The following is a 24,582-nucleotide window of genomic DNA, read 5'->3' on the forward strand; positions in this document are numbered from 1 at the left end:
CTTATCAAATTCAAAAAAACAAAAACCACCGTCCAAAAGACGGTGGCCTCTCCTAAAATCTTTAAGCGAGCAGCTTCTCCACAACTTTATGCTCATTTTCATTTAATAGGTTTTTACCGATTGTTTCATGGACTTCTTTGTTCATATTCTCCTCGAGGACAGCGGCTTCCTCCTTATCACCGACTAGGACGATGCGCTCCCATTTTTCATCGGCGGCCTTTTTGTCGAGGATGCTGCCGAGGCTTTTCCACCAGCGTTGCTGATTGGCTTTCAGGCGGCTTTCGAATTCTTCCTGCTGATTGGCTTTTCCGCCGCCGCTCCCCATGCTCGCATCGGAATGGTGTGGACCTTCATGCTTTCGCCAGTCGTCTGTTTCCAAATCGAACTCCATGAACTCGCTGGATTGGATCTCTCCAAATGCTGAAGTAAGGATTTTGATCTGATTTTGCTGAAGCAGCACAAGTCCTGTATATGGATACTCCTCATGCAATGATTTCAGTTGATCCAGGTGAGGGTTCTCTTCCCAGTAAAAGTTCGTTTCAACCGGAACCTGCAGTTCGAAAGTTTCCCAGATACCGCTGTCTGCTGAAGCGAAGATGATGAAGCTTCTTGGCAGTTCTCGTTCCAGGCTGTGCACGTAGTTTTCCACTTTGGGACGGATGGCTTGAAGCCTTTCTTTTTCTTCCGGTGTGCTTTCAAGGTATTCTTCGAGGCGGTTGAAGCCGTTTTTCAGGGCGATCTTCCATTCCCCGCCCTGCTGATCGGGGTCGCTCCGGTCTGTGTTCAGGTAAACGGTCAATAATTTATCAGGTTTCTGTAAGTACAAATTCTCCAAGACGCTCAGTGTTTTTTTGAAAGACATGGAATTCCTCCTTATAGAAATCTTATTCTTCATATAAACGGTTGAAAGTGTCGTTAAACATTTTTTTGAAAAAAAGGTAGAATGAAGGAAGGGGAGATTCTAATGAAAATAGAGAAGCAATGGATCCAGGAAGACAGTGATTACATACGAAAAAAATTAGTAGAATACAATATGAGCCAGATTGATGACAGCAGCAAGACACCTCTGGAAAAAGTGAGTTTCGTTATGAGGAATGACGGGGGAGAAATCGTTGGTGGGGTCGTAGGGGAAATGTTTTGGCATCACCTGCACATCGATTTTCTTTGGGTATCGGAGGAGCACAGGAACGGGGGATATGGGTCAAAACTTCTTCAACAAATTGAAGAGCATGCCAGGGAAAAGGGCTGCTATCTCGTGATGCTCGATACATTAAGCTTTCAGGCGCCGGAATTTTACAAAAAAATGGGCTACCGGGAGTTCGGTTTACTGGAAGATTTCCCAAAGGGACGGAGCCGTCATTTCATGGAGAAACGATTGTGACAACCAGCCGGATGGCTGGTTGTTTTTTATGCGTCGAGTTTACTCGACATTTCTGCAGGGGACACTTTCGTGACGTAGGTTCCCGCCATCAGATCGTGAATGGCCCGCTTGTCTTCACGAAATACGACGAACATGATACTCAGTAGGACGCCGAATCCTAATGTAATAATATAAAATAATCCTGCTACTGCATTCCTCATCAGCATGTTGCCAATATGTACGTTACTTCCGTCTTTCTTTACGATCCGGATGCCCATCGTCTTTTTCCCTACATCGTAACCCTTCCAGAAGACCGGGGTGAGCAATAAATATAGGAACAAGATCAGAGAGACGATCGAATTGTCGGGATCGAAATCATCGGTGATGATACCGACCAGGATGAGGAGGGGAAGATTGATGAAAAGGCCATTGGCAATCCCTGCGCCCAGTCTGATCCAAAAGCCAGCCGGTTGAATGATCATTGCATTTTCCTCCTTTCCAACACGTGATATGAAAATTGTAGCATAGAGTGTGCTGTGGAATGATAAAAACCTGAAGAAATCTGTTAAATCATGTTTTATGGCTGTACCATCGGGTAAATATGAACTAAATAACTTTCGACGGGAGAGAAATTGATGGGCTATATTAATCAGGGTAAAGAACGGATTCAATTTGATCGGAAAGGGAAGACAAAGGATCTACATATTTTAGAATGTACACAGTGTGCGAATGAATTCCGTTCAACGATGAACGTGAACGAAATAGAATGTTCCAATTGCTCAACGTCAACCGATCCTCAAATGGACCTGTCCCTGTTTAAGGTCATCGGTTTCATCGAAAATTTTCAAGGGAGTGAAGCACGTTGCTAAACAAAGACAAACTTGCAGAGCTGAAAATGGATTTTAACGATATTCTGTGGATGAGTTCCGGGGTCGCCATCATCCTGTCTTTAATCGCGTTGGCAAATTTCTTTATCTTGGCTTGAGGGTTTAAACATGAATAGTATGATGGTGTAAGCTGGCTGTGATCCGTTATAGGGACACAGCCAGCTTTTTGTTTTTAAAGGATGGCATTGAGAAGAAAAACGGACCCGCCTTTATCTTCAAGGCGGGTCCGTTTATTGAATTATCCTTTATAGTCTTCATCGTACTCAAGATATACAACGTGGGTTTCGAGGTATTCATTCAGGCCGTGCTTCCCATCTGCTCCGCCGATTCCTGATTGGCCACGGCCGGCATGGAAGCCATTGATCGCTTCGAAGTTTTCACGGTTGACGAATGTTTCCCCGTATCTGAGCTCGTTTGCCGCTCTCATGACTTCATGTAGATTGTCACTGAAGATCGACGAAGAAAGCCCGTATTCCGTATCGTTTGCAAGTTGAATCACTTCGTCAAAATCCTTGTACGTCATGATCGGGAGGACCGGTCCAAAGATTTCCTCCTGGATGATGTCCATATCCTGTTTTACGTCCACAAGTACGGTAGGCTCAAAGTAAAATCCTTTTTCCACATTGAGCGGCTTGCCGCCTGTCAGGATCTTGGCTCCATTTTCTACTGCTGCGTTCACCATTTCTGTCATGGTATCCAAGCGGTTTTTGTTCACAAGTGGGCCGATCTCATTGTCACGGTTCGTTGGATCGCCGACTGCTGTATTTCTCATCGCTTCCGTCATTTTTTCAATGAATTCTTCGGCTACATCTTCGTGGACATATACCCGCTCTGCATTTGTACACGCCTGTCCGGAGTTGGTGATCCGGGACGTTTTGATCTTTTCAACGGCAAGATCAATATTGGCATGCTTTGTGACGATCGCCGGTGCTTTTCCTCCAAGCTCCAGATTTACTTTTGTAATTGATTTGGACGCTGCCTCCATCACCTTTGAACCTGCAGGGTAACTTCCTGTCATCGACACCATGCGGACTTTCGGATGGCTTGACATCGGATTGCCGATATCAGATCCTTTACCAGTCACGAGATTGAACACGCCTTTAGGAAGATCGACTTCGTCTACGATCTTGGCGAATTCACATGCTGTATTCGGGGTGTACTGACTCGGTTTCAGCACAATCGTACAGCCGGTCACAAGTGCAGGGGCAACCTTTCTTGCAAGGATGAACATCGGGAAGTTCCACGGGACGATTCCCGAAACGACACCGATCGGTTTTTTATATACCAGGATGTTTTCGTTGGAGCGTTCGCTTTCAAGGATTTCCCCTTCATAGCGGAGTGCCCAGCCGGCCATATAGCGGAAATACTCAATGGCAAGGTCGACCTCTCCCTCTGAGGCATCGAGGGTCTTCCCGTTTTCTTCCGTCAGCATGTGTACAAACTGATCCCGGCGTTCTTCCAACTTGTCTGCGATACGGTATAAATAAGAGGCACGTTCCTTTGAAGGCACTTTGCTCCAGGAAAGGAAGGCCGTATGAGCTGCATCGACTGCATGATTGACATCCTCTTCCGTCCCCAGCTGAATGGACGAAATTGTCTCCTCATTCGCAGGATTGATCACATCCCACGTTTCGTTCGACGTACTGTTTACAAACTCTCCATTAATATACAACTGATACTTCTGCACAAATGACTCCTCCTCTATAAATCTGTTTCTTCATCTATCATCTACTCTTCCCGCAGAAGGGGGAGAAGTAAACCTGAGGATGTGCAGACGAAGGGACAAAGATAAAGGGACGGACCTCCCTTTCCGGCACCTGAATGTTGATATGACAGGATTTCGGTCTGGAAATGGAGGTCCGTCCCTCAAAAAGAGACTCAGCTGTTTGGGTCGGCGATTTTGACGAGTTGTTTGCCGATGTTTTTTCCTTGGAAGAGGCCGAGGAAGGCGTCGGTTACGTTTTCCAGGCCTTCTGTGATCGTTTCTTCGTATTGAAGCTTCCCTTCGGAGAGCCATTGGCCGAGTGCGGTCGCGCCTTCTTTGAAGCGGTCGCTGTAATCGTTGACAACGAAGCCTTTCATGAGTGCGCTTGATTTAATCAATCTCGTTTGAACGCGGGGACCGAGGTCACGGTCGGTCTTGTTATAGGAAGAGATCGCCCCGCACACTGGAATGCGTGCATGTTTATTTAGTAAACTAAGGGCAGCGTCCCCGATTTCGCCTCCGACGTTTTCGAAGTACACATCGATGCCGTCCGGGCATGCTTCTTTTAGTGCAGCGTAAATATTATCGGTCGTTTTATAGTTGATTCCTTTGTCGAAGCCGAGTGTATCTGTCAGGTAGTTGACTTTTTCATCAGATCCTGCAATCCCGACGACCCGGGCACCTTTGATTTTGGCGATCTGACCAACGACGGAACCAACTGCACCGGCAGCTCCGGACACGACAACCGTTTCGCCTTCTTTCGGCTGACCAATGTCGATCAGGCCGAAATAAGCCGTCAATCCGGTCATACCGAGGATGCTTAAGTGGGTCGAGATCGGCGCGACATTTGGATCGATGGAACGGACTTCTTTTTCATTCGCGACAGCATATTCCTGCCAAGGCAGCATGCCGACGACAAAGTCCCCTTTTTTAAATAGATCTGATCGTGATTCTACGATTTCACCTACAGCTCCTCCTGCCAGCGCTTCGTTTAATTGAAAAGGAGCGACATAGGATTTCGCGTCAGACATCCTTCCCCGCATATAAGGGTCCACTGATAGATACAAGGTCTTCACCAGCACTTCACCGTCGGACGGCTTTGGCACCTCGATCTCCTTGTAAAGGAAGTCCTCTTTTACAGGCATTCCTTCAGGACGGGATATCAATTGGATTTGTTGCTGTTTTTCAGGTAGCATAGTTGTTCCTCCTTTTTATTTAACTAACTTAATATTTTCGGTTACTTGAAACTTATCACAAGACGCTTGATCTTCACAAAGAATTGAACTTGGTAAAGGAGTGGGAGTGATGGCAAACGTATGGGATGCAGAATTGACAGTGAATGCCCATCAGGCTGCGGAATGGATTACGGCTCAATTTCCAGAGCTTGCACCAGTCAAGGCCGACATCATTGATTATGGCTTTGATAATACAGTCGTGAACGTAAACAGGGACTGGATCTTTCGTTTTCCAAGAAGAGAGGTTGCGGTTGGGCTGATTGAAACAGAGGGAAAGCTTCTGCCTCTTCTAGGATGTCGCAATCTTGGTCTGCAGATACCGGTTCCTGTTTTTCACGGGAAGCCGTTCTCTCAGTATCGGTGGCCTTTTCTTGGATACCGACTTGTGGAAGGGATGATCCCGTCCAAGGCACAAAAGGTTAACCGGACGGACTCAGCACCGGGTTTGGCCAAGTTTCTTAAGAGGCTGCACGGAACAAACGTGACGGAAGCGAAGCAGCTCGGTGTCCCCGATGATGAACTGGAGCGTTTGAATGTGGAAAAACGTCTTCCGGTCCTGGAGAGGAACATCCGGGAAGTGAAAGCGCTCAAACTCTTTCATCAGTCGGAAAATTTGGAGCGGTATCTTCATCGGCTGCCTCAGGGTTCCCTGCCTCGAGAACCTGTATTGGTTCATGGCGATCTTCATTTTAAAAATATTATCGTGAACAGGGAAGGGGTCCTATCCGGGGTGATCGATTGGGGAGATGTGCACATTGGCCACCGGGCTGTGGATCTCAATTTGATTTTCAGTTTCCTTGATGGGGCTGGCCGCAAGGTATTTTTCGAAGAGTACGGGGAAATCGATCCGCTCGAGCTTGAATACGCCAGATTTAAAGCCATCTACACAAACGTCGTGCTGCTTCTGTATGGCTATCATGAAAATCAAACACATACCGTTGCGGAAGCCCGGAAAAGCCTGGAGCTTGCCCTCACATGAAGAAAGCGGGATCGACTGCAGCGTCGATCCCGCTTATTTTACTTCACGTTCTTTTGGATATATTTCACGATCTTTCTTAGTTCATTGGCATGCGGACGGCCGAACGGGCTCGTTTGTCTTTGCTGATACATCGCCTCTCCCTTTTCGTTGATGAGGAAGTAAGCCGGCTCCCCGTGCTGTCCATGATCTTCATAAGGGGCGTCTTCTCCGTGATAATAAACCTCGTATGCTTTGATGGCTTCCAGGTTTTCATCAGATAAAATCGGGAAAGTGAGGTCTTCTTTGTCCGCGAATTCCTGTAAGTTTTCCAACTTATCACTGGAAATCGTCAACAGGTGGACATTGTGCTTCTCGAAATATTCCTTATTTGCCTGAAGTTCCCGCAATTCTTCCTGACAGACCGGACACCATGATCCCCTGAAAAAGACAAGAAGATGCCAAGCATTATGTTCTTTTTGATGCTCCTCAAACGAGAACGTCTCACCAGAAACTGCAGGGAGCGTGAAATTTGGTACCGTATCTTTTAATTGAAAAGTTGCCATTCTTCATTCCTCCTAAACGAATTTTCTGTGAACTGGGCATTGGGACAAACCTTCCGGCAGCAGTGTGCATACCGTATAGTAATTTATTTTTCCTACATAGGGTGTAATTCCCGTTGTGGAAGAAATAAAACGTACGAACTGCAGAGAAGTTCAAAGGAGACGAAGATTCCATGAGAAAAAACTGTGATTCTCCATCATTATGCATATTTCCCGAATACAGATGGTGCGGACCGGGATGCAGCGGACCCGGTGCGCCCGTCAATTCAGTCGATGCCGCATGCCAGGCCCATGACCTGTGTTATGAACGATACGGTCCCACATGCGCATGCGACCAAATGTTTCTGAAAAAACTCAGAAATGAAATCAATCCCCATACCCGGCAAGGCCGCCACGCCTTCCTCTTCTACCAGTACATGAAGCTTCAGACCGGCGTGAAATGTAGCAGGACAAGATGTAGCAGGGACAGATGCAGGGGCTCTTGGATCTGAAGCGTTGTTTGTGGAGGAAGAAGAAGGTCCGTCCCTCAAATGAAGATACTCTTTGAGGGACGGACCTTTATATCGTATTCAAGGTAGCGTCTTGCACCGTCCTTGTCTGATGACTGTTGGTAAAAGATACGAAAAGCATCAAACTAAGTCCCCAAGCCCCTCCAAATCTGACAGTCGAGCGCGAAATGTCTTCATGGGATCACTCCTTTCACATTTGATTTTATGAGTTTGGTGGGGGAACATGACGGGAATGTGTGAATCAAGGATGAAACCGTGGGAACGGTATGGTAAAATAAGGGAGACAGCTTTGGTCAGGAAGTGAATTGCGTCTTTTTTTAAGTTATTGCGTCGTTTTCAAGCATATTTGCGTCATTTTTTATGTAATTGCGTCGTTTTCAAAAGTAATTGCGTCTCAATCATAGTTATTTGCGTTTTTATACATATTATGGAAATCAAAACAACAAACCAACCCCAAAGGAGGTCTCCAAAATGACCAACAAAGATGAAATCAGGCACAAAGTGTGGAATACACTGACAGAAAAGAAGCTTGGAAGATTTCCTTTTCCCCTGGTCGGCAGGATCCCGAATGTCAAGGGGGCAGAGAAAGCTGCTTCATTTGTACAGAGCATGGATATCTACAAAGAAGCAAGCGTGGTGAAAGTCAATCCAGATGCACCACAGCTGCCCCTTCGTGCGGCAGTCATCAAAGATGGGAAAACGTTGCTGATTCCAACCCCTCGCCTGAAGGATGGGTTCGTCATGATCAAGCCGGAGTGGGTCCCTCATGGGGAGGAGAGAAAGGCAGCGAGCATCAAGCATATGAATACATATGGAAAAGTCGTGCCCTTGACCGATATTCCTGGAATCGACCTCATCGTAGTAGGATCTGTCGCCATCCACGCTGACGGCAGAAGACTCGGAAAAGGAGCGGGATACGCCGATCGTGAATATGCAATCCTTAGGGAAATAGGGAATAAGCCGGTTCCCGTCATCACAACGATCAACAGCCAACAGCTGGTAGAGGATGACATCCCGAGGGACTCCTATGATCTCGCAGTCGACTGGATCATCACGGAAGAAGGCATTACTGAAACCCGCACTCCCTATGAAAAACCACAGGGCATCGAATGGGACCACGTCACCGAAGAAGAAATGGAAAACATGCCGATCCTAAGAGAATTGAAGGGATTCCATCGAGGGACGGACCTCTGATTTAATAGAGAGATCCTTGTTACAAGCGGGTTTGTGGAAATGAAGTGAGGGTTTTGGGAGGTCCGTCCCCAAAAACAACGCCTAATACCTCCACAAATCGCGATAGGATAAGCTTTTTGAAAGGTCCGTCCCCCAAAAAAACTCCCCAAAAAAATCCATGCAGACCCCAAGTCTGCATGGATTTTTATCTTACTATCATATTACCTCACTACTACTATTCATTCTTCCCCTGACACAAATCTGATCCGGTTTTTAGTACCCGTCCACAACCAGGTCGAGTTTCCCTGTTTCAGGGCTGATGACGAGTCCGTGAACCGGGATGTTCTTGTCCATCAGCGGGTGGTTTTTGATCATGTCGACGCTGTGGGCGACGCTTTCCTGGACTGAGTTGAAGCCTTTCAGCCAGTCATGCAGGTCGATGCCTGAGTAGTTGACGGTGTTGAGTGTTTCGTCTGTGATGCCACGGTCTTTCATTTTGTCGATGATCTGGTTGCTGTTGATGGCGCTCATGCCGCAGTCGTGGTGTCCGATGACAAGTACTTCGTCAGCTTGAAGTTCGTAGACTGCAACGAGCAGGCTGCGCATGATACTTCCGAAAGGATGGCTCATGATGGCGCCGGCATTTTTAACGATTTTCACATCGCCATTTTTCATGTTCATGGATTTAGGCAGCAGTTCAACTAAACGAGTATCCATGCAAGTAAGAATCACTAAGCGTTTGTCAGGGAACTTGGTTGTTCTGTACTCTTCATACGATTGTTCTTGCACAAATTGCTGGTTGTATTCAAGGATGTTCGTTAATAAAGTCATAGCGTCTTCTCCTATACCTAAGTATTATTTCACCGATTGCTGCAGGTGATGTTCAATCTCTTTTATTTTATCCATAACTTCTTGGCGATTCCAATCAGAAGTGTTGGCAAGTTTCAAATATAATGAAGAAACCTTCGCGAGTACTTCTGTCAAATTCGGTTCTTTCCGGGGGTATGTCGACTTCCCCATCAGATCGAATAAGCCGTTCATCTGCTCTGAAACTTTTTTGTATTGATCATCTTTCGAAATGAGGGCAACGTGAAAGAGCTGCTGGACCTCTGAAAATCGGTAGTAGATGTCGAAAAGCTCGAAGGAGTCATTGCTCTTCAGGTTCAGTTCCATTTCACCTTCTCCATGTTTGTGGATGAACCGGGCAAATTTCGGTGAGCTTTCTTCTTCGATGATCCCCATGAAATTTTCTCCCGGCTTTAAAAGATCATAGCCTGAATTTGATGCATCTATCAGGTGGAACTGTCTGTCTAACAGTAGATAGGGAATCGGGCACAAATGTAGGTTTTCCACATGATCACTCCTTTATTGCAAGGTTATTGGATGTCATTGCCCCAAAAACCCCGTCCCGCAGGTGGGAAAGGTGCCATGTGGATAACATACGTTGGATTTGGTCGTTCGGCTTACCCTTTCAGGGAAACAAACTGTCCTCTGAGGTCGGTCAAATATTCGTTGAGTTCGACTAGGTCGTAGAAAGTTGAAACACTCGCTTCCTCGAGGAAATCAAGTGTGTAGTTTGATATGAGCCTGCCGCCGACCAGGATTTCGATGTCTGGGTGGTGATGCCTGATTTCACCGACACAGTTTTTCAAGCGTACGAGCTCGGTGGTCATGCCGATGGAGATGCCGATCACCTGGGGCTGCCATGCATCGATGAAGCTTAATGCGTCTTTAACCGGGACATTGGAGCCAAGATAACGGGTATTCCATTGCTTTTCTTTAAACACTTCGTTTGCAAGCTCGAGGCCCAGGCTGTGATGCTCACCCTCGATACAGAATAATAAGGCTTTCGGCTGGTCTTCATAAGCTTCCTGATGGGTGAAGAGGGTGGCGAGCAGATATTTAAGGGTTGCAGTGGCCAAGTGCTCATCTGCAACGGTTATTTGATTTTTCTCCCAAAGCTCACCTACTCTGTACATGGATGGCTTGACGACTTTTTCGTAAAAAGTGAAAGAATCCATCTTTGAGTGAATGGAGGAGGCATGCAATTCCAGCAGGGCTGGCACGTCCCCGGCGAGAATGGCTTTGGTGAACGTCTTGACGAGCTGATTCATGTCTCATCACTCCTGAATCGTGAAAATATCACATTATATATTCAATTTCGGGTGGTGAAATTCCTGCCAAGGAGGTCAATCAGCGGTTGCTGTTGACTTTCCCTTTATTCTTATTTAATATAACGTCAGTAACACTATATGACGCTCAAATATTGAGAGAGGTTCATAGCATTAACCCTCTATAAAAAACTATGGTTCTTTGAATCTGACTTGGCACAATCGAGGCCAAGTTATCCTTTAAGCGTAACAGGAAAGCATTGTTTGTGCAATTGTCCAGCCTGTTATCACGATTCTTAGGCTAATGCTATGTCCTCCTTACATTCGGGTCACTTTGAAGGAGGATTCACACATGTCAGGAAGAAAAGACGAAGAATTACCGGATTTAACTCTATTAGGGAACCAGGGGACAAATTATTTATTCGAATATGCTCCCCATATTTTGGAGTCATTCGACAATAAGCACCCAAACCGCGACTATTTCGTGAAATTCAACTGCCCTGAATTCACAAGCCTTTGTCCGAAAACAGGCCAGCCGGATTTTGCAACCATCTATATCAGCTATATCCCTGATCAAAAGATGGTGGAAAGCAAATCATTGAAGCTATACTTGTTCAGCTTCAGAAATCACGGTGATTTCCATGAAGACTGCATGAATATCATCATGAATGATCTGATTGAATTAATGGATCCACGTTATATCGAAGTGTGGGGTAAATTCACACCTCGTGGCGGAATCAGCATCGATCCATACTGCAACTACGGAAAGCCTGGTACGAAATATGAAACGATGGCCGACCACCGCATGATGAATCATGATCTGTATCCAGAAAAAATCGATAATCGGTAATAGAAGGGAACGATTCTGTGTCAGGATCGTTCTTTTTTAGTAGTAGGAATTTCGGATAAATGGAAGGAGTGTCGGGATGAAGCCGTTGCATGCATCGCTTTGTATACTGATTGGACACAGCTGTCTGGAAGGCGCAGAGAAAAGACTGCCTCTCTATGAAAGCAGTCTTTTTTGAACCTGAAGTTACTCCTAAGAGTGTACTAATCAACAGCCATACATTGTTAATTTTAACGCTGGTGATTACTTTAACCCGTTTTGAATCTTTTCAGTCAATTTACCGTCTTTGAAAGTCAATGCCATGAATGAATCCGGAGCTACCCCATCCCATGCGTACATCGTGGTGCTTTCTGTTTCTTCAGTCATTGGTTCCCCTTCAACCCCTGTAATATCCACCACTTCATCATAACTCATACCTTTTTCAACTTTATTGAATTGCTGTAATGTAATGAGTTTTGAACCTTTATTTTCTACATCTTCTTTTGCCTCATCATTGCCGGAGCATCCTGCAAGAAGATTTAATAGAATTAGAATAATGAACATACTCTTGATCGGTTTTTTAGTCTTCATGTTAGTCCTCCTATTTTTTAAGCGGTTTTTTTAAGCTCCTCTATTGCTTTTAATGAAGGAGCAGGTCCTTTGGATACAATTTTTTGTTTTTTTGTAACAACACCAAAAGGGAAACCTTTAATCACATAATCCAAGTATATCTGTTCTGTTAACCGTTTACACTCTATTTGAAAGGAAGAAATTTTCTTTTCATATTCTTCATAAACCTCTTTATCATCATCTTTTATCAAAACAATGATGTTTTGATATTCTTCTTTCACCTTTTGCAGGTCATTAATGACATTTTTACAAAAGTGACAGCCGGTAGAAAAGAAAAGAATCAATGTTTCTTGATTGCTGAGTTGCATATTCCCTAGTGGTTTACCTACACTTCCAATTGGCGGACCAATGACATTTGGGTCTTTGCTATTTACGTTCTGTAAACTCTTTGACAGGTTTTGTACCTTTTTTATAAGATTAAAGACCATATAAAACAACACCATACTGAATAACCAAAGTACTATTTGTGAAATCACTAAACCTTCCATTTATTACATCTCCTTTAGCAAATTTTTAAATTTGTTGTATACATAATAAGCCACCATTATTGTACTTAAAGTAATGAACACCAAACCATCCGTCCACTGAAATATGTCAGGCTCTGTTATATATTGTTCGATGGAAAACAGAGAAGGTGTTTTCAGTATTTGCACCAAAATGAGTGACATTAAAACCAAATTCCTGATAATCGTCTTATACGATATACGATCGTTCCCAATTATCCCTCCACACCCACAAGACAGTTCATGCCGCCCTCTATTTAAGTTAATAGATACTGCTAGCGTGTATACAATTAAGAGCATCAAGGAAACAGCTAAAGACCACTTAATATACAGACCCACTAAAAGAGTGATTGAAACAGTCAATTCAATAACTATCAAAAAAATCACTAGTGGTGTAATATATTTCCTTTTTATTATCCGGTAATTCTCCACGATCCCAAGATGTTGAGTATAATTGGAGATTTTATGATAAGCTGTCGAAAGAAATAGGTAAGCTGTTAAACCTCGTAAAACTAGTAGAAAGTAATCCATTCTATCACCACTGTTTCCGTGTTTATTGATACCACTTTGCCTGTGCACTGTACATATTGAAATACGTTCCTTCTTGAATCATTAATTCATCGTGAGTGCCTTCTTCTATGATTCTTCCTTTATCCATTACCAATATTCTATCTGCCAATCTGGCTGAAGCCATCCTATGTGATATATATATGGTTGTTTTCCCTTTAGATAGCTCCTTGAATTTTTCAAAAACCTCGAGCTCTGCTTTTGGGTCTAAAGCTGAAGTAGGTTCATCCAGAATGAAAATTTCGCCCTCTTTAAATAAAGCTCTGGAAAGGGCTAAATTTTGCCATTGACCCCCTGAAAGATCCACTCCTTTTACATAGATCTTTCCTAACACAGCTTGGTATCCATCATCTAGTTGCATAGCAAGATTATGTATTCCGGTAGCTTTTGCAACCTTCTGGATTTTCTCTTCGTTGTTAATATCCTGAATATTCCCTATTGCAATATTCTCATAAATGGATAAATTATATTTAATAAAGTCTTGAAAAATTACTGTTATTTTTTTATATAAGCTCTCTTCTTTTATTTCACGAATTTCAAGCCCATCGATAAAAATTTCCCCTTTTGTGGGGTGATATAGCCCCATTAAACATTTTACCAATGTGCTTTTTCCAGATCCATTTGAACCTACTATTGCAATTTTCTCATTAGGCTTAAGAGAAAAATTAATCTCTTTTAAGACATTTTTATCGCTGAGTGGATATTTGAAATCGACATTTTTAAACTCAATTCCTTTTGAGGCAGTTTGTGTAAATTCTTTAGTTGCTCTTTCTGTAGATATCCCCTCTGTATAGTCTAGAAAATCGAACAAATCTTTAATGTACAGCTGCTCTTTATAAATTTTTGAAATATTGACCCCCAACATCTTGATATTTACGAGAAACGTAGTCATGGATTGAGTGATAGCTACATAAGCTCCGACACCCAGAGACCTTGATTTAAGTACATATATCGCAAATACCAAGCTGATAACATAAAAGATTGAATTTAGAAATTGAAAAAAGGCTTGATTCCCCTCTAAACTCCTCGTCAGTTTATATGCCTCATCATTAGTCTTTCTAAATAATTGAGACCATTTATTCAGAAAATAATCCCTCAAACCGAATATTCTTACCTCTCTAATCGATTGTCTATTGCTGAGGAGGGAATTATAATATCTTGACATTCTAATATCTGGAGTTTGTTTGACCATCAGATTAAATTGTTTTTTCCCGTATCGATTCTGCATGAAGATTAACGGAATAGATACTACACAATTAAGAACCACCAATGCCCAATGTATTTCGATAAGATAATATACAACAGAAAGTATGGAGAGGGTGTACTTAAATATTTCAATGTATGACTTTACAGGTGTCATTAATCTAAGTCCCAGGTTCCCATCTAACCTACTTAACTTATTGTGGAAATCAGGTATATCATAATAACTAATTGGTACGTTTGTGGCCTTATATGAAACCTTATGTTGAATATGTAAATTTAAAATATTTTCGTATTTTTTATCAATGATGACAATCAAGCTTCCAAAAATCAGGGGAAGTGCTTGAACGAATAGCAAAGCTATTAGATATATGAATAAATCATTTATCGTGGCATCATCACTTAATACTTTCACGATACCGTTAACTAGATTTTCAGTTGTCCATAGACTAACGTAAGGAACCAATCCTAGGATCAAACTTGACAAGATTCTTGCAAACAACCATCCTTTAGCGCTGCTAAACAAAATAAAAGAAACCTTTTTAATATATAACATATTTTCCCTCATAAGATGTGTTAAAGGGGATAACTTAGTTAGTTATCCCCTTCTCATTTTTAAATACCTTTCTTAGGTATTAACAGTAGTTCCAGTGAACCTGTCCAGAACAGCACCACTCGTATCCATTGTAGCAACACATGGAAAACCCTTGAGGGCATCCTGGGTAAGGTACGTAATTTGGATCTACTGTTCCGCCAACATCTTTGCTTCCTTTTTCTTCTAACATTTGAAATTCCTCCCGTTTCTTCGGTGCTAATTAATTAGTACCAAAGAGTAGTTTTTATTAAACACCACCAATAATTCTAATTTATGTAAAAAAATTAGTACTTTTTGTCGGTGTTATTGGTATCATATAACAATTTCAGTTTTAATTGTTTAAATATTCCTAGAATTATATTTTTTTAGGTTCTTCGTGTTTTAAAGAGTTAATCCAGTAAATAAACAGGTTCTCACTAGATTTTTTATATGTATTTTCCAAATTTTATAATTATTTTTGGGTTTTTTTGAGAAAAATGAAACAATTTGATGGTAATGTAAGTACTATATTAGAAGGGGGAAATAGATGAATGAGGTTTTGTTAAAGTTGTAATTAAATAAAAAAATTATGAACGCATTTCTATCTCCAAGGATATACATTTAAAAATAAAAAAAGAGCTGAAGAGGAATCAAAACCTTTCAGAATCTCGGGAATAGTTCGGATTATTGAAAAATAATCAACGAAAGGAGCACGATGGATTGATAAACGTTTTGAGGTTTTTCACAGAATTTCTCATTACACTTCTGGTCATTATCTTTGTCAGTTGTCTTCCATTATTTGGACAAACATTGCGAATCTCAGAATTTATGCGTGCATTTATTAGTAGTTTTCAATACCTGTTTAATCCGGGTGCTTTACAAATACCTCAGTATTATGGAGAAGAACTGGCATTCTTTAATATTATTGGAGAAAAATATTTCAACACGATGATTATATTAATAACTTCATTTCTGATTGCAATCATACTGTCACTGGTTGTTTCTTTTCTTTATATCAAGTCTAATGAAAAGATAAAAAGAACATTCTCATCTTTCTTTTTTGTTCTTGAATCTGTACCTGATGTATTAATGGTCATCATCCTTCAATTCTCATTTGTTATGGTTTACAAGTTTTCTGGGTGGTCTCTTGGCATTACAGCCATCACGAATGACGGATCGCTATATTTACTACCCATTATTTGTTTAAGTGTCATCCCTACTATTCAACTCTTCAAGTACTTTTCTTCATATGTAGAAGAAGAGCAAAAAAAGACATACAGTGAATTCCTTAAAGCAAAAGGGTTAAGTGAAAACTACATCATCGTCTTCCATTTATTCAAAAACTCCCTCATACAGTTTATCAGCCAGTCCAAGAACATCATTTTATTTATGTTGTCAAATTTACTCATATTAGAGTTGGTATTAAATATAGACGGCCTGATGGGATTCATAAAGACATATGGGATAGGGGACCATCGTATTTTAATGTGGTGTTTAATCCTCATCTATTTACCGTTTTTACTTTTCTATAAATCGATACATCTTATCACAGAACATAGAACGAGTAATGGGGGATCGAGGAATGGCGCATAAAAGAATAAATGTAAAGCTATATATAGGCTTGGCTTTACTTGGTGTATTAATGTTTCTTAGCTTTTTTCCTTCTTCTTTATACCCATTCTTTCACCATGAAACAACCACCCTTCTTTATGACACAAAAGGGAATCTAGTTGGAGCACCACCATTTTCGCCTGGTCAGGTAGCACCGCTAGGAACAGACAAATTTGGCGTGAGTTTACTTTATATGTTAGTGAAAGGGGCAAAGTTTACATTTATATTTGTAGTCATTATAAGTTTTTTGAGGCTATTTATTTCACTTGCTTGCGCATTTTTCTATGCATTTTATTTAGGGAGATACATAAATTGGATTAAAAAATCTTTAGATGTCATTTATTTCATCCCACCTGTATTCATCATATTCTTTGTAATGGGACCATTGAATCATCACTATACGAATTCTCAATCCATCAATTATGAATTGATTATGATTGAAATAGCCATTTTCACCATCCTGGCAGTCCCACCCCTCACGATACAATTAGGAGATGAGATTCGCAGATATTTCAGGGAAGAGTTTATACAAATTTGTATGTTATCAGGAGCAGGGTATCTGTATATTCTGAGAAAGCACCTTTTCTTATTGATGAAACCTAGAATCGTGATCTTGTTTTTACAACAAATTATTCAGCTGTTATTTCTCCTCATTCATTTGAGTATTTTAGATATTTTCATTGGCGGTACTCAAAAAATTAAAACGTCTATGACAGGCGGGGCGTTTGAAAGAATTTCTTTATCAAATGAATGGGCTGGAATGATCGGTACACATTATAAGGATATATTTCTATATCCCTGGCTTACGTTAGCACCACTTATTGCATTCACTCTTTTAATTCTATCTGTAAAACTAATCTTATCAGGATATGAAAATTATGCCTCAAAACAAAAGCATACTTCTAATAGCCAAACTGAATACAACCGGGAAATCCATGGAGAAAAATTTTCATTAATAAAACAGAGCCATCAACACATTAATAATTAATTGGTCAGAATTTGCATTGAAGAGAAAAATTTATTCCCCAATTGGTGTGAACATGTAGTGAAACAAAAGAGGGTTGTTTTCATTGTATTAATCACAGGAATCACCCCGCATCTCGACTCAACCCTCTCCACCATCATCGGCGCAGCCGAGCTTCCGGCAGCGATTCTTGCAGCCATATGGATCCTTGGGGAACAGGTCGCTTCATTGCAGGTTGTTGGTATCGTATTCATCCTTGTCGGCATCTGTATCCCTCAATTCCATATAAGGAATGTCCCAATCCGTAAACAATTTGGTTAAGCTCCCTCCGTGAAAGGAAGGGAGCTTTTTAAATGATTCGGTGTCGGGAATATCCAGACGATTTTACCAAAGCCTTAATCCTGTCGCCACAGGATCTGCAAACCCTTCCAATTTTCGCAATTATTAAACCTTATTTTTTTGGCTCTATTCCCTTTACAAAGGGTTGTGATGGGCTTTATAATCCCGTTGTTCAACTATTTACGGAAAACCAAAAAACTTAAAAGAAAAAGGAGGTTGCGGTGATGCGACAAAGAATATTTTCCTTCTTAATGATGAATTTCGGTGCATTCCTTGTTTCGGTGAATGTCCATTTTTTCTTATCGCCTAATAATTTAGCGACAGGGGGCGTCAGTGGATTGTCGATCATCATGAACGATTTGTTCCCGGGCATGTCGCTTGGACTGTTCATGATTATTATCAATATTATTTTATTCATCATTGGTGTGATCTTTCTCGGCTTTAATTTTGGTGCGAAAACCATTTACGCGAGTTTCGCCCTGTCATTCTATGTTTGGTTATTAGAAGAATTTGCTCCGATGAGCGTTCCATTAAGTGATGATATCCTGATTCAATTGATCATCGGACAATGTATTGCCGCAACCGGTATGGCGATTGTGTTCAATCAGCAGGCATCCACTGGTGGAACGGATATCGTTGCCTTGATCTTTAATAAATATTTCAATATAGATGTAGGACGTGGCGTTCTGTTGGCGGACTTGTCGATTGCCCTGTCCTCTGCAGTCCTATTCGGTCCTCAAGTCGGTATGTACGCATTCTTCGGTGTCATCCTGAACGGTTTGGTCATCGATTACGCACTGCAGCAGTTCAATACGAATAAAGAGATTGTCATCATCAGCCGTCACAGTGATGAAATCAAATCCTATATCGTCCACGAGCTTGGAAAAGGAGCGACGATCCATACGGCGACAGGTGCCTTCACTTCAGATGAAAAGGAAGTCATCACGACCATCCTTGGCCGCAAAGACTTCACCAGGCTGAAAGGATTCATCACCGAGGTGGATAACCGTGCCTTCATTACGGTCCACACGATGAATGAAATCCTCGGGCAAAACTTTAAACGACTGGCTTAATAACGGAGCTTCACCTTTTATAAGGGTGAAGCTCTTTTTGTATGTAAAAATAATCTGTTCACACTCTCAAAAATAAAGGTAAACCTACCCCTGGTACAGTATAAATAGAAGTAAGGGGGTGGAAAGATGGAGAAGGAAGAGTTTGAAAGATTAGAGAAGAAAATCGGTGCCTTGGAAAGAGAGCTTTACGCAGTCAAAAGGGAGTTGCTCCACGCGAAGGGAAAGGCTGAACCAACGGTCATCCAAAAAGCGGCAGTGCATGAAGAGCGGGAGCGGGTTCCGATCGTAGACCCGTCAACTGCGCCGGTGACAGAAAAAGAACGCTTCGATTTTTCAGTGGAACGCTGGCTTCCGAAGGTGTTCCTGTTCGTCCTGCTGATCGGGAGTATATGGGGGTTCATGGCCGCTTCCCAAAACGGCTGGGTGACACCGGGACTGAGGGTGCTGACAGGAGCGGTGATCTCTGTTGCCATGTATGCGTTAGGCGAAAGGTACAGCCGCGATCAGCGGAAATTATCTCTTACACTATTATCAGGAAGCATCATCCTTGCCATCATCACACTGTTTTCAGCCAATATTCTTTACGGGTATATCGGCGGATTGATCACGAATCTGCTTTTGCTGGTCATTATTTCAGTCGGGCTTTGGGCTTCACATAAACATGGGTCACAGTTGATCCTGTGCTTGATCGGGGCAGGCGCGTATCTGTTTCCGTTCATTTTTGCAGGGGACGAACGGAATGAGTGGCTGTTCTACGGTTACGAGATGGTGCTGTTCTTTGTATTGATGACGTTCAGCACGATGAAGAGATACCGGATTGCCTGGAATATTCACTATTATTTACTTTATTTTTCACTGTTTTTCTTTGCGGCGTTCGGGATCGGGGAAATGACGCTCACAGTATTCATCCCATTTGCCATCCAGCACGGATATCTTCTGCTGCTGATCGTACTCAACCGGGATGAGAGGGTGAGCGCTGAAATGATTCCGGCCATGGTGTCGGGGTGCTTCATCCTGCTGGGGCTGCTCAATGATATATACGTTGAGATTCCCCTTTATTACTATTGGATCTTCGCCGGCGTGTATATCGGGGCATCCTTTGTAGAGCCGAAGGAGAAGAAACGAACGAAGGATGTATTGCTTGTCCTTGGATTTATGCATGTACTGCTGTTCCTATTCCAATATTACGAATACGAGTGGCGCTTCGTCCTTGTCGCACTGCAGGCAATTGCCTTATTATGGCTTGCAGGCAGGCGGGAGAGCTATATCGGTCTTGCGGGCTCGGTGTTGCTCATCGTCATTTCTTTATTATCCGTCTTGGTTGGATCATCTGTTGATTTCATGACGGACGAATTGCCGATTTTTGCAGCGGCATTCGGATATGTTTATCTCTATGCTTATTACAATCAGAGCGCATCATCATTTTTGAATGGTCCAATCACGTTGGTGAAAGTCGTCCTGACAGGACTGGTCACGTTCTTTGTTTTCAGGATGACGGATTATATTGTCCTTGACTGGGCATACACGCCGCGGACCACGGCTTTCACGGTAGCGATTGCGACGCTTTCGATCCTGTACCTGATTTATGCGGAAACGAAGAAGGATGTCTTTTACCGGTGGGCGGGAATCAGCTTTCTCGCACTTGCCCTCGTGAAGTTCTTCCTAGCAGACCTGGTGTTCCTCGACTTCACGATCCGTGCCATGATCCTGATTCCGATCGGGGTAATCGGTCTGGTGTTATCGAGGGTGCTTTATAAAAAGAAATAACACATTGCAAAACATTTCAGAATAATTATATAATAGAGATATCAAATGTCAGTATTTTTAAAGGAGGTGGAATTGAGATGAATCGTTCAGTAGGATTGCGTGGAAAGTATTTAGATTATATCTATATCTGCCGTGCAATTTTTCATGCGTTTGCATTCAAGGGGACACGTATGCCCTTTTTCAGCAAATGAATATGATTACTGAACGGTAAGAGGTCTCAATTCTCATCACTTTCTATGAAAGAGTCGGAAAAAGGGGGCGTTTTCGCCCTCTTTTTTTGACCCCTTTTTAGAAAGGAAGGAAGTGCGGTAAAGCCCGCATTTCCCATCAGCCACGGGAGAGCTCTCTGCTCTCCTGTGGCTTTTTTGTACGGCCTCTTACCTCTAAACCGGATATGAAAGGAAGAGGAACATGATGATATGCAGCGCACAGGAATTAAGCAAGATGTTTGGGGGTCACTTAATATTTGAGGACCTGTCCTTTGAAATACAAGAAAAAGACCGGATCGGACTGGTTGGTCGCAATGGATCCGGGAAAACGACGATCTTTAAGCTTTTATCGGGAGAGGAATTCCCTGATAAGGGGCTCATTCATTTGAAGAAGGGGGCGAAGGTTGGATACCTCGCGCAAATTCCCCGGTACGAAGACGGTACGACGGGAATGGAGGTGCTCCGCTCAGCGTTTTCCGAATTGCTCACATTCGGGGAAAGGTTGAAAGAACTGGAAATGAATATGGGGCGGGAAGGGGATCCGGCCGCACTGAATTCTTTACTGGAGGAATACGGAAGGGTTCAGGATCGCTTCACACTAGATGGGGGATATGAAATTGACGCTGCCATTTCTAAAATTGTCAATGGCCTTGGCATCGGTGACCTGGTGGATAAGGATTTCAATGACTGCAGCGGCGGGGAGCAAACGAAGCTTTGCCTGGGACTGATTCTCCTGCAGAAGCCGGATTTGCTGCTACTGGACGAACCGACGAACCACCTTGATATCCGGGCAGTCGAATGGCTCGAAGGATTTTTGAAAGAGTATGAAGGGACAGTGCTCTGCATTTCCCATGACCGTTATTTCCTCGATCACGTCATTACGAAAATCTACGACCTCGAGGATGGGGAGCTTTCGGTTTATCATACTGATTATTCCGGTTTTGTGAAGGAAAAGGAAGAGCGATTGATGAACGAGTTTCAGGCATATCAAGAGCAGCAGAAGAAAATTAAGAAAATGAAGGAAGCGATCAAACGATTAAGGGAGTGGGCGAATCAAGCCAATCCTCCAAACGAAGCCCTTCATAAACGTGCCCGGAATATGGAAAGGGCCCTTGAGAGGATGGAGAAGATCAAGCGGCCGATCATCGACCGTAAGAAAATCGGCCTGGAGTTTGAAGAAACGGACAGGAGCGGCAAAGTTGTATTTTCTATGGAAGGTGTATCAAAAGCATTTGGAGAGAAGCTGTTGTTTGATGATGCAGGGATGCTCGTTCATTTCAAGGACCGGACAGCGATTGTTGGGGAAAACGGGACGGGAAAATCAACGATCATCAAGATGCTCCTTGGAAAAGAGGATGCAGATGCAGGCACTGTCAAGCTCGGCAGTAATGTGAAGCTCGGATACCTTTCGCAGCATTTCACAGTGCGTGATCCACATGTGCGGCTGATCGATGCTTTCAGGGAAGAGGTTCCTGTGACAGAAGGGGATGCCCGTCATATTCTCGCCAAGTTCTTATTCTATGGACCGAATGTGTTCAGGAAAGTCGGGCAGCTCTCCGGCGGGGAGAAGATGAGGCTGCGCCTTGCCCAATTGATGCATCAGGACATCAACTTCCTTGTCCTCGATGAACCGACGAATCACCTGGACATTGACTCCCGAGAAGTGTTGGAAGATGCACTTGAAGATTTTAAAGGAACGATATTGGCTGTTTCCCATGACCGGTATTTCCTGAACAAGCTGTTTACGAAAACGTACTGGATCGAGAAAGGGAACCTCTATTTCTTCGACGGTCCATACAGCTGGGCAAAGGAAAAACTGCCTGAAATCGTACCTGCAGAGCCTGTTGTGCAGGTGATGAAGAAAGCCCCGGTGGAGAAAGCTGTGGATAAACTGTCCCCGACGGCGGAGGAAATAGAAGCAGCCCTCGAGCGTCTGGAAGAAGAGCTCTATTCCATCGAAGAAAAGCTTCTCACAGAGGAGAAGCTGGACGTCCTTCAAGATCTGTACAAGGAAAAAGAGCAGTTAGAAAAAGAAAGGGACCGACAGTATCAGACATTGGAAGCATTGTTGGCATAGGAAAAGGGAGATGGCTGTCACAGTCATCTCCCTTTCATTTTGGAAGTATAAATCCGTATAATGGACAGAAAGAGAGGATGAGGAACATGGAGAGAAGAGAAGTGATCGTGATCGGAGGCGGCCTGTCTGGCATCATGGCAGCCAGGACACTGATGGAAAAAGGGGTCACAGACATCCTGATTGTGGAGAAGGGAAGAAGCGTAGGCGGCAGGCTTGCCACAAGGCGGATCGGAAACGGAAAAGCCGACCACGGTGCCCAATTTTTCACCGTGAGGTCTCATGAACTTCAGCACGATACAGAAAAGTGGCTTGAAGCAGGATGGGTGAAAAAATGGTTTGGCACCCCCTATCCACGCTACACTTCCGTCAATGGAATGAATGGCCTGGCCAAACACCTTGCACAACCCCTTCCGGTACGCCTGAACACGAAAGTCACGGCCATCCGCGACGGGGACGGACCTCTGGAAGTGGAAATAGAGGATGGCCGGGTCATGTCTGCTGAACATTGTATCGTAACGGTCCCGGCACCGCAGGCTTCCTCCCTGCTTGCAGAAATCGGGGACGCATCCACGGTTTCCTTTGCACCCTGCTTTGTGGGTATGTTCACATTCGACGGGGCAAGCAGCATCCCGGCACCAGGTCATCTGGATGGTGAACTTCCCGACGGAGTGGAAAGGGTGGCGGACCACTTCCAAAAAGGAATTTCCGATACGGTGACTGTGGGTGTGTATATGACCGGTGGCTGGTCTCAGGAAAATGAAAGACGGACTGATCAAGACATATTGGCAAGCATCCAAACGGTGGCTGAACGCTACCTTGAAGACGGCAGCCGGGTGAGCGGAGCAGAGCTGAAACGGTGGACATATGCAGAAGCAAAGTCGGTTGTGAATAAGCCTTTTATTGAAACAGGTGGCGCTCGACGGATCCTCCTTTGCGGAGATGCTTTTCTCCGGGAGAATGACCAGGCAGGGAGGACCCGGTTCGAAAGTGCTTACTTATCAGGGATTTCAGCAGGGGAAAGGGTGGCTCGGAAGCTGAAGGGAAATGATCCCTCCGCATAACGCCAGGAATCCTGACAAACACTACTGAAAGATACATAACTCATTAGATAAGCAGGGGACAAATGATGACAATACAATTAGTGAAAGCAAGAAAAGAGCAGATGGATACGATTATGGATGTGTATGAAAGGTGCAAGAAGCAGCTGGACGAACAGGGACTGCGTCAATGGGACAAAGCCTATCCGAGCAGGGAGTATTTTCAGGAAGAGCTGGATAACGGAAACCTCTATTTATTGACAGTGGATGGAGAAGTGGCAGGGTCGGCCACATTGAATGATTGGCAGGCACCTGAATGGTCTGACATCCCATGGAAGCTTGATCATGAATGGGTCATCCATGCGTTATTCCTCGATCCCCTGCAGCAGGGAAAGGGACTTGGGAAGGCATTCATGGAAAAATGTGAGGAACTGGCCGGTGAAAAGGGATATAAAAGCATCCGGTTGGACGCTTATGCAAGGAACGAAAGTGCAAACGCACTTTATAAGAAAATGGGGTATGAGTACCGTGGGTCGGTCTATTTCACATCGAAACCAGAGGGGCATCAGGAATACCGATGCTATGAAAAACAAGTGAATCACTAGATTTCAACTGTTGTTCAAATGTACCAGGGAAATCTGGTTGTGAAAAATGGTATACTTGAAGGTACAGTATGCGCTGAATAAGATAGCAGGGAAGCGATGATA

At 43.4% G+C, this 24,582-nt stretch carries 28 protein-coding genes and 1 pseudogene; 16 read left to right on the forward strand and 13 right to left on the reverse strand.

Annotated features, from left to right (window positions below; all coding sequences use genetic code 11):
- Positions 1-61: 61 nt before the first annotated feature.
- Positions 62-862, reverse strand: coding sequence for a VLRF1 family aeRF1-type release factor (locus tag KH172YL63_RS02885; RefSeq protein WP_173104696.1), 801 nt, complete (start codon positions 860-862; stop codon positions 62-64).
- 102 nt (positions 863-964) lie between these two features.
- Here KH172YL63_RS02885 and KH172YL63_RS02890 point away from each other — a divergent pair, with 102 nt between their 5' ends.
- Positions 965-1,381 carry a GNAT family N-acetyltransferase gene (locus KH172YL63_RS02890; protein ID WP_173104697.1) on the forward strand — a complete coding sequence of 139 codons (417 nt, stop codon included), beginning with the start codon at positions 965-967 and terminating at the stop codon, positions 1,379-1,381.
- A 26-nt stretch (positions 1,382-1,407) separates the two neighbouring features.
- Here the strand turns inward: KH172YL63_RS02890 and KH172YL63_RS02895 are convergent, their stop codons facing one another.
- Positions 1,408-1,842, reverse strand: a complete 435-nt coding sequence (locus KH172YL63_RS02895) for an RDD family protein (protein WP_173104698.1) — start codon at positions 1,840-1,842, stop codon at positions 1,408-1,410.
- Positions 1,843-1,995: 153 nt separating this feature from the next.
- On the opposite strand from KH172YL63_RS02895, the gene KH172YL63_RS02900 reads away from it, so the two are divergent.
- The gene (locus KH172YL63_RS02900; RefSeq protein WP_173104699.1) at positions 1,996-2,229 is read left to right on the forward strand and encodes a hypothetical protein; all 234 of its coding nucleotides are present in this window, start codon (positions 1,996-1,998) and stop codon (positions 2,227-2,229) included.
- The gene (locus tag KH172YL63_RS21705) at positions 2,223-2,345 is read left to right on the forward strand and encodes a hypothetical protein (protein ID WP_269475188.1); all 123 of its coding nucleotides are present in this window, start codon (positions 2,223-2,225) and stop codon (positions 2,343-2,345) included. The genes KH172YL63_RS02900 and KH172YL63_RS21705 overlap by 7 nt, the downstream gene beginning before the upstream one ends.
- 140 nt (positions 2,346-2,485) lie before the next feature.
- Here the strand turns inward: KH172YL63_RS21705 and aldA are convergent, their stop codons facing one another.
- A complete protein-coding gene (gene aldA, locus KH172YL63_RS02905) occupies positions 2,486-3,934 on the reverse strand; it encodes an aldehyde dehydrogenase (RefSeq protein ID WP_173104700.1) in 1,449 nt (482 codons plus the stop codon).
- Positions 3,935-4,125: 191 nt separating this feature from the next.
- Complete coding sequence (locus KH172YL63_RS02910; protein WP_173104701.1) at positions 4,126-5,148, reverse strand: NADP-dependent oxidoreductase; 1,023 nt, start codon at positions 5,146-5,148, stop codon at positions 4,126-4,128.
- A 109-nt stretch (positions 5,149-5,257) separates the two neighbouring features.
- Here KH172YL63_RS02910 and KH172YL63_RS02915 point away from each other — a divergent pair, with 109 nt between their 5' ends.
- On the forward strand, positions 5,258-6,166 hold the full coding sequence (locus KH172YL63_RS02915) for a phosphotransferase (protein ID WP_173104702.1): 909 nt from the start codon (positions 5,258-5,260) through the stop codon (positions 6,164-6,166).
- A 38-nt stretch (positions 6,167-6,204) separates the two neighbouring features.
- Here the strand turns inward: KH172YL63_RS02915 and KH172YL63_RS02920 are convergent, their stop codons facing one another.
- Complete coding sequence (locus tag KH172YL63_RS02920) at positions 6,205-6,708, reverse strand: peroxiredoxin family protein (protein ID WP_173104703.1); 504 nt, start codon at positions 6,706-6,708, stop codon at positions 6,205-6,207.
- Positions 6,709-6,878: 170 nt separating this feature from the next.
- Between KH172YL63_RS02920 and KH172YL63_RS21800 the strand changes: the two are divergent.
- Positions 6,879-6,971: pseudogene (locus KH172YL63_RS21800) on the forward strand (phospholipase); the annotation flags it as partial.
- On the opposite strand, the gene KH172YL63_RS21805 reads toward KH172YL63_RS21800, so the two are convergent.
- Positions 6,972-7,235 carry a hypothetical protein gene (locus KH172YL63_RS21805; RefSeq protein WP_173104704.1) on the reverse strand — a complete coding sequence of 88 codons (264 nt, stop codon included), beginning with the start codon at positions 7,233-7,235 and terminating at the stop codon, positions 6,972-6,974.
- Positions 7,236-7,685: 450 nt separating this feature from the next.
- Between KH172YL63_RS21805 and KH172YL63_RS02930 the strand changes: the two genes are divergently transcribed.
- Positions 7,686-8,408: a 5-formyltetrahydrofolate cyclo-ligase gene (locus KH172YL63_RS02930; RefSeq protein ID WP_173104705.1), complete on the forward strand. Its 723-nt coding sequence runs from the start codon at positions 7,686-7,688 to the stop codon at positions 8,406-8,408.
- Between the two features lie 252 nt (positions 8,409-8,660).
- Here the strand turns inward: KH172YL63_RS02930 and KH172YL63_RS02935 are convergent, their stop codons facing one another.
- From KH172YL63_RS02935 to KH172YL63_RS02945, 3 genes are all read right to left on the reverse strand, one after another.
- Entirely contained in the window at positions 8,661-9,218 is a 558-nt protein-coding gene (locus KH172YL63_RS02935; protein ID WP_173104706.1) for a beta-class carbonic anhydrase, read from the reverse strand.
- Between the two features lie 24 nt (positions 9,219-9,242).
- A complete protein-coding gene (locus tag KH172YL63_RS02940) occupies positions 9,243-9,740 on the reverse strand; it encodes a hypothetical protein (protein ID WP_173104707.1) in 498 nt (165 codons plus the stop codon).
- Between the two features lie 110 nt (positions 9,741-9,850).
- Positions 9,851-10,501, reverse strand: a complete 651-nt coding sequence (locus KH172YL63_RS02945; protein WP_173104708.1) for a cobalamin B12-binding domain-containing protein — start codon at positions 10,499-10,501, stop codon at positions 9,851-9,853.
- Between the two features lie 349 nt (positions 10,502-10,850).
- Here KH172YL63_RS02945 and queF point away from each other — a divergent pair, with 349 nt between their 5' ends.
- Positions 10,851-11,348 carry a preQ(1) synthase gene (gene queF / locus KH172YL63_RS02950; RefSeq protein WP_173104709.1) on the forward strand — a complete coding sequence of 166 codons (498 nt, stop codon included), beginning with the start codon at positions 10,851-10,853 and terminating at the stop codon, positions 11,346-11,348.
- A 240-nt stretch (positions 11,349-11,588) separates the two neighbouring features.
- Here the strand turns inward: queF and KH172YL63_RS02955 are convergent, their stop codons facing one another.
- From KH172YL63_RS02955 to KH172YL63_RS02970, 4 genes are read right to left on the reverse strand one after another with little or no spacing between them, the layout of a single operon-like run.
- A complete protein-coding gene (locus KH172YL63_RS02955) occupies positions 11,589-11,915 on the reverse strand; it encodes a DUF3862 domain-containing protein (protein ID WP_173104710.1) in 327 nt (108 codons plus the stop codon).
- Positions 11,916-11,932: 17 nt separating this feature from the next.
- Positions 11,933-12,442: a TlpA family protein disulfide reductase gene (locus KH172YL63_RS02960; protein ID WP_173104711.1), complete on the reverse strand. Its 510-nt coding sequence runs from the start codon at positions 12,440-12,442 to the stop codon at positions 11,933-11,935.
- A gap of 3 nt (positions 12,443-12,445) precedes the next feature.
- Positions 12,446-12,988 carry a MauE/DoxX family redox-associated membrane protein gene (locus tag KH172YL63_RS21820; RefSeq protein WP_173104712.1) on the reverse strand — a complete coding sequence of 181 codons (543 nt, stop codon included), beginning with the start codon at positions 12,986-12,988 and terminating at the stop codon, positions 12,446-12,448.
- Positions 12,989-13,010: 22 nt separating this feature from the next.
- On the reverse strand, positions 13,011-14,780 hold the full coding sequence (locus KH172YL63_RS02970; RefSeq protein ID WP_173104713.1) for an ABC transporter ATP-binding protein: 1,770 nt from the start codon (positions 14,778-14,780) through the stop codon (positions 13,011-13,013).
- A 738-nt stretch (positions 14,781-15,518) separates the two neighbouring features.
- Here KH172YL63_RS02970 and KH172YL63_RS02975 point away from each other — a divergent pair.
- The 9 genes from KH172YL63_RS02975 (at position 15,519) to KH172YL63_RS03010 (ending at position 24,480) form a co-directional block, all read left to right on the forward strand.
- Positions 15,519-16,391 carry an ABC transporter permease subunit gene (locus tag KH172YL63_RS02975; protein WP_173104714.1) on the forward strand — a complete coding sequence of 291 codons (873 nt, stop codon included), beginning with the start codon at positions 15,519-15,521 and terminating at the stop codon, positions 16,389-16,391.
- Positions 16,381-17,397, forward strand: a complete 1,017-nt coding sequence (locus tag KH172YL63_RS02980; protein ID WP_173104715.1) for a peptide ABC transporter permease — start codon at positions 16,381-16,383, stop codon at positions 17,395-17,397. The genes KH172YL63_RS02975 and KH172YL63_RS02980 overlap by 11 nt, the downstream gene beginning before the upstream one ends.
- A 57-nt stretch (positions 17,398-17,454) precedes the next feature.
- A complete protein-coding gene (locus KH172YL63_RS02985) occupies positions 17,455-17,694 on the forward strand; it encodes a hypothetical protein (RefSeq protein WP_173104716.1) in 240 nt (79 codons plus the stop codon).
- A gap of 242 nt (positions 17,695-17,936) precedes the next feature.
- Complete coding sequence (locus KH172YL63_RS02990) at positions 17,937-18,785, forward strand: YitT family protein (protein ID WP_173104717.1); 849 nt, start codon at positions 17,937-17,939, stop codon at positions 18,783-18,785.
- A 126-nt stretch (positions 18,786-18,911) separates the two neighbouring features.
- Positions 18,912-20,552 carry a DUF2339 domain-containing protein gene (locus KH172YL63_RS02995; protein WP_173104718.1) on the forward strand — a complete coding sequence of 547 codons (1,641 nt, stop codon included), beginning with the start codon at positions 18,912-18,914 and terminating at the stop codon, positions 20,550-20,552.
- A gap of 77 nt (positions 20,553-20,629) precedes the next feature.
- Positions 20,630-20,743: an RAxF-45 family protein gene (locus KH172YL63_RS21810; protein ID WP_098351140.1), complete on the forward strand. Its 114-nt coding sequence runs from the start codon at positions 20,630-20,632 to the stop codon at positions 20,741-20,743.
- A gap of 220 nt (positions 20,744-20,963) precedes the next feature.
- Positions 20,964-22,838 carry a ribosomal protection-like ABC-F family protein gene (abc-f, locus tag KH172YL63_RS03000; RefSeq protein WP_173104719.1) on the forward strand — a complete coding sequence of 625 codons (1,875 nt, stop codon included), beginning with the start codon at positions 20,964-20,966 and terminating at the stop codon, positions 22,836-22,838.
- An 86-nt stretch (positions 22,839-22,924) separates the two neighbouring features.
- Positions 22,925-23,899 carry an NAD(P)/FAD-dependent oxidoreductase gene (locus KH172YL63_RS03005; RefSeq protein ID WP_173104720.1) on the forward strand — a complete coding sequence of 325 codons (975 nt, stop codon included), beginning with the start codon at positions 22,925-22,927 and terminating at the stop codon, positions 23,897-23,899.
- 65 nt (positions 23,900-23,964) lie between these two features.
- Positions 23,965-24,480, forward strand: a complete 516-nt coding sequence (locus tag KH172YL63_RS03010) for a GNAT family N-acetyltransferase (RefSeq protein WP_173104721.1) — start codon at positions 23,965-23,967, stop codon at positions 24,478-24,480.
- Positions 24,481-24,582: the final 102 nt, after the last annotated feature.

The organism is Bacillus sp. KH172YL63 (assembly GCF_011398925.1).
Taxonomy (GTDB): Bacteria; Bacillota; Bacilli; order Bacillales; family Bacillaceae_B; genus Rossellomorea.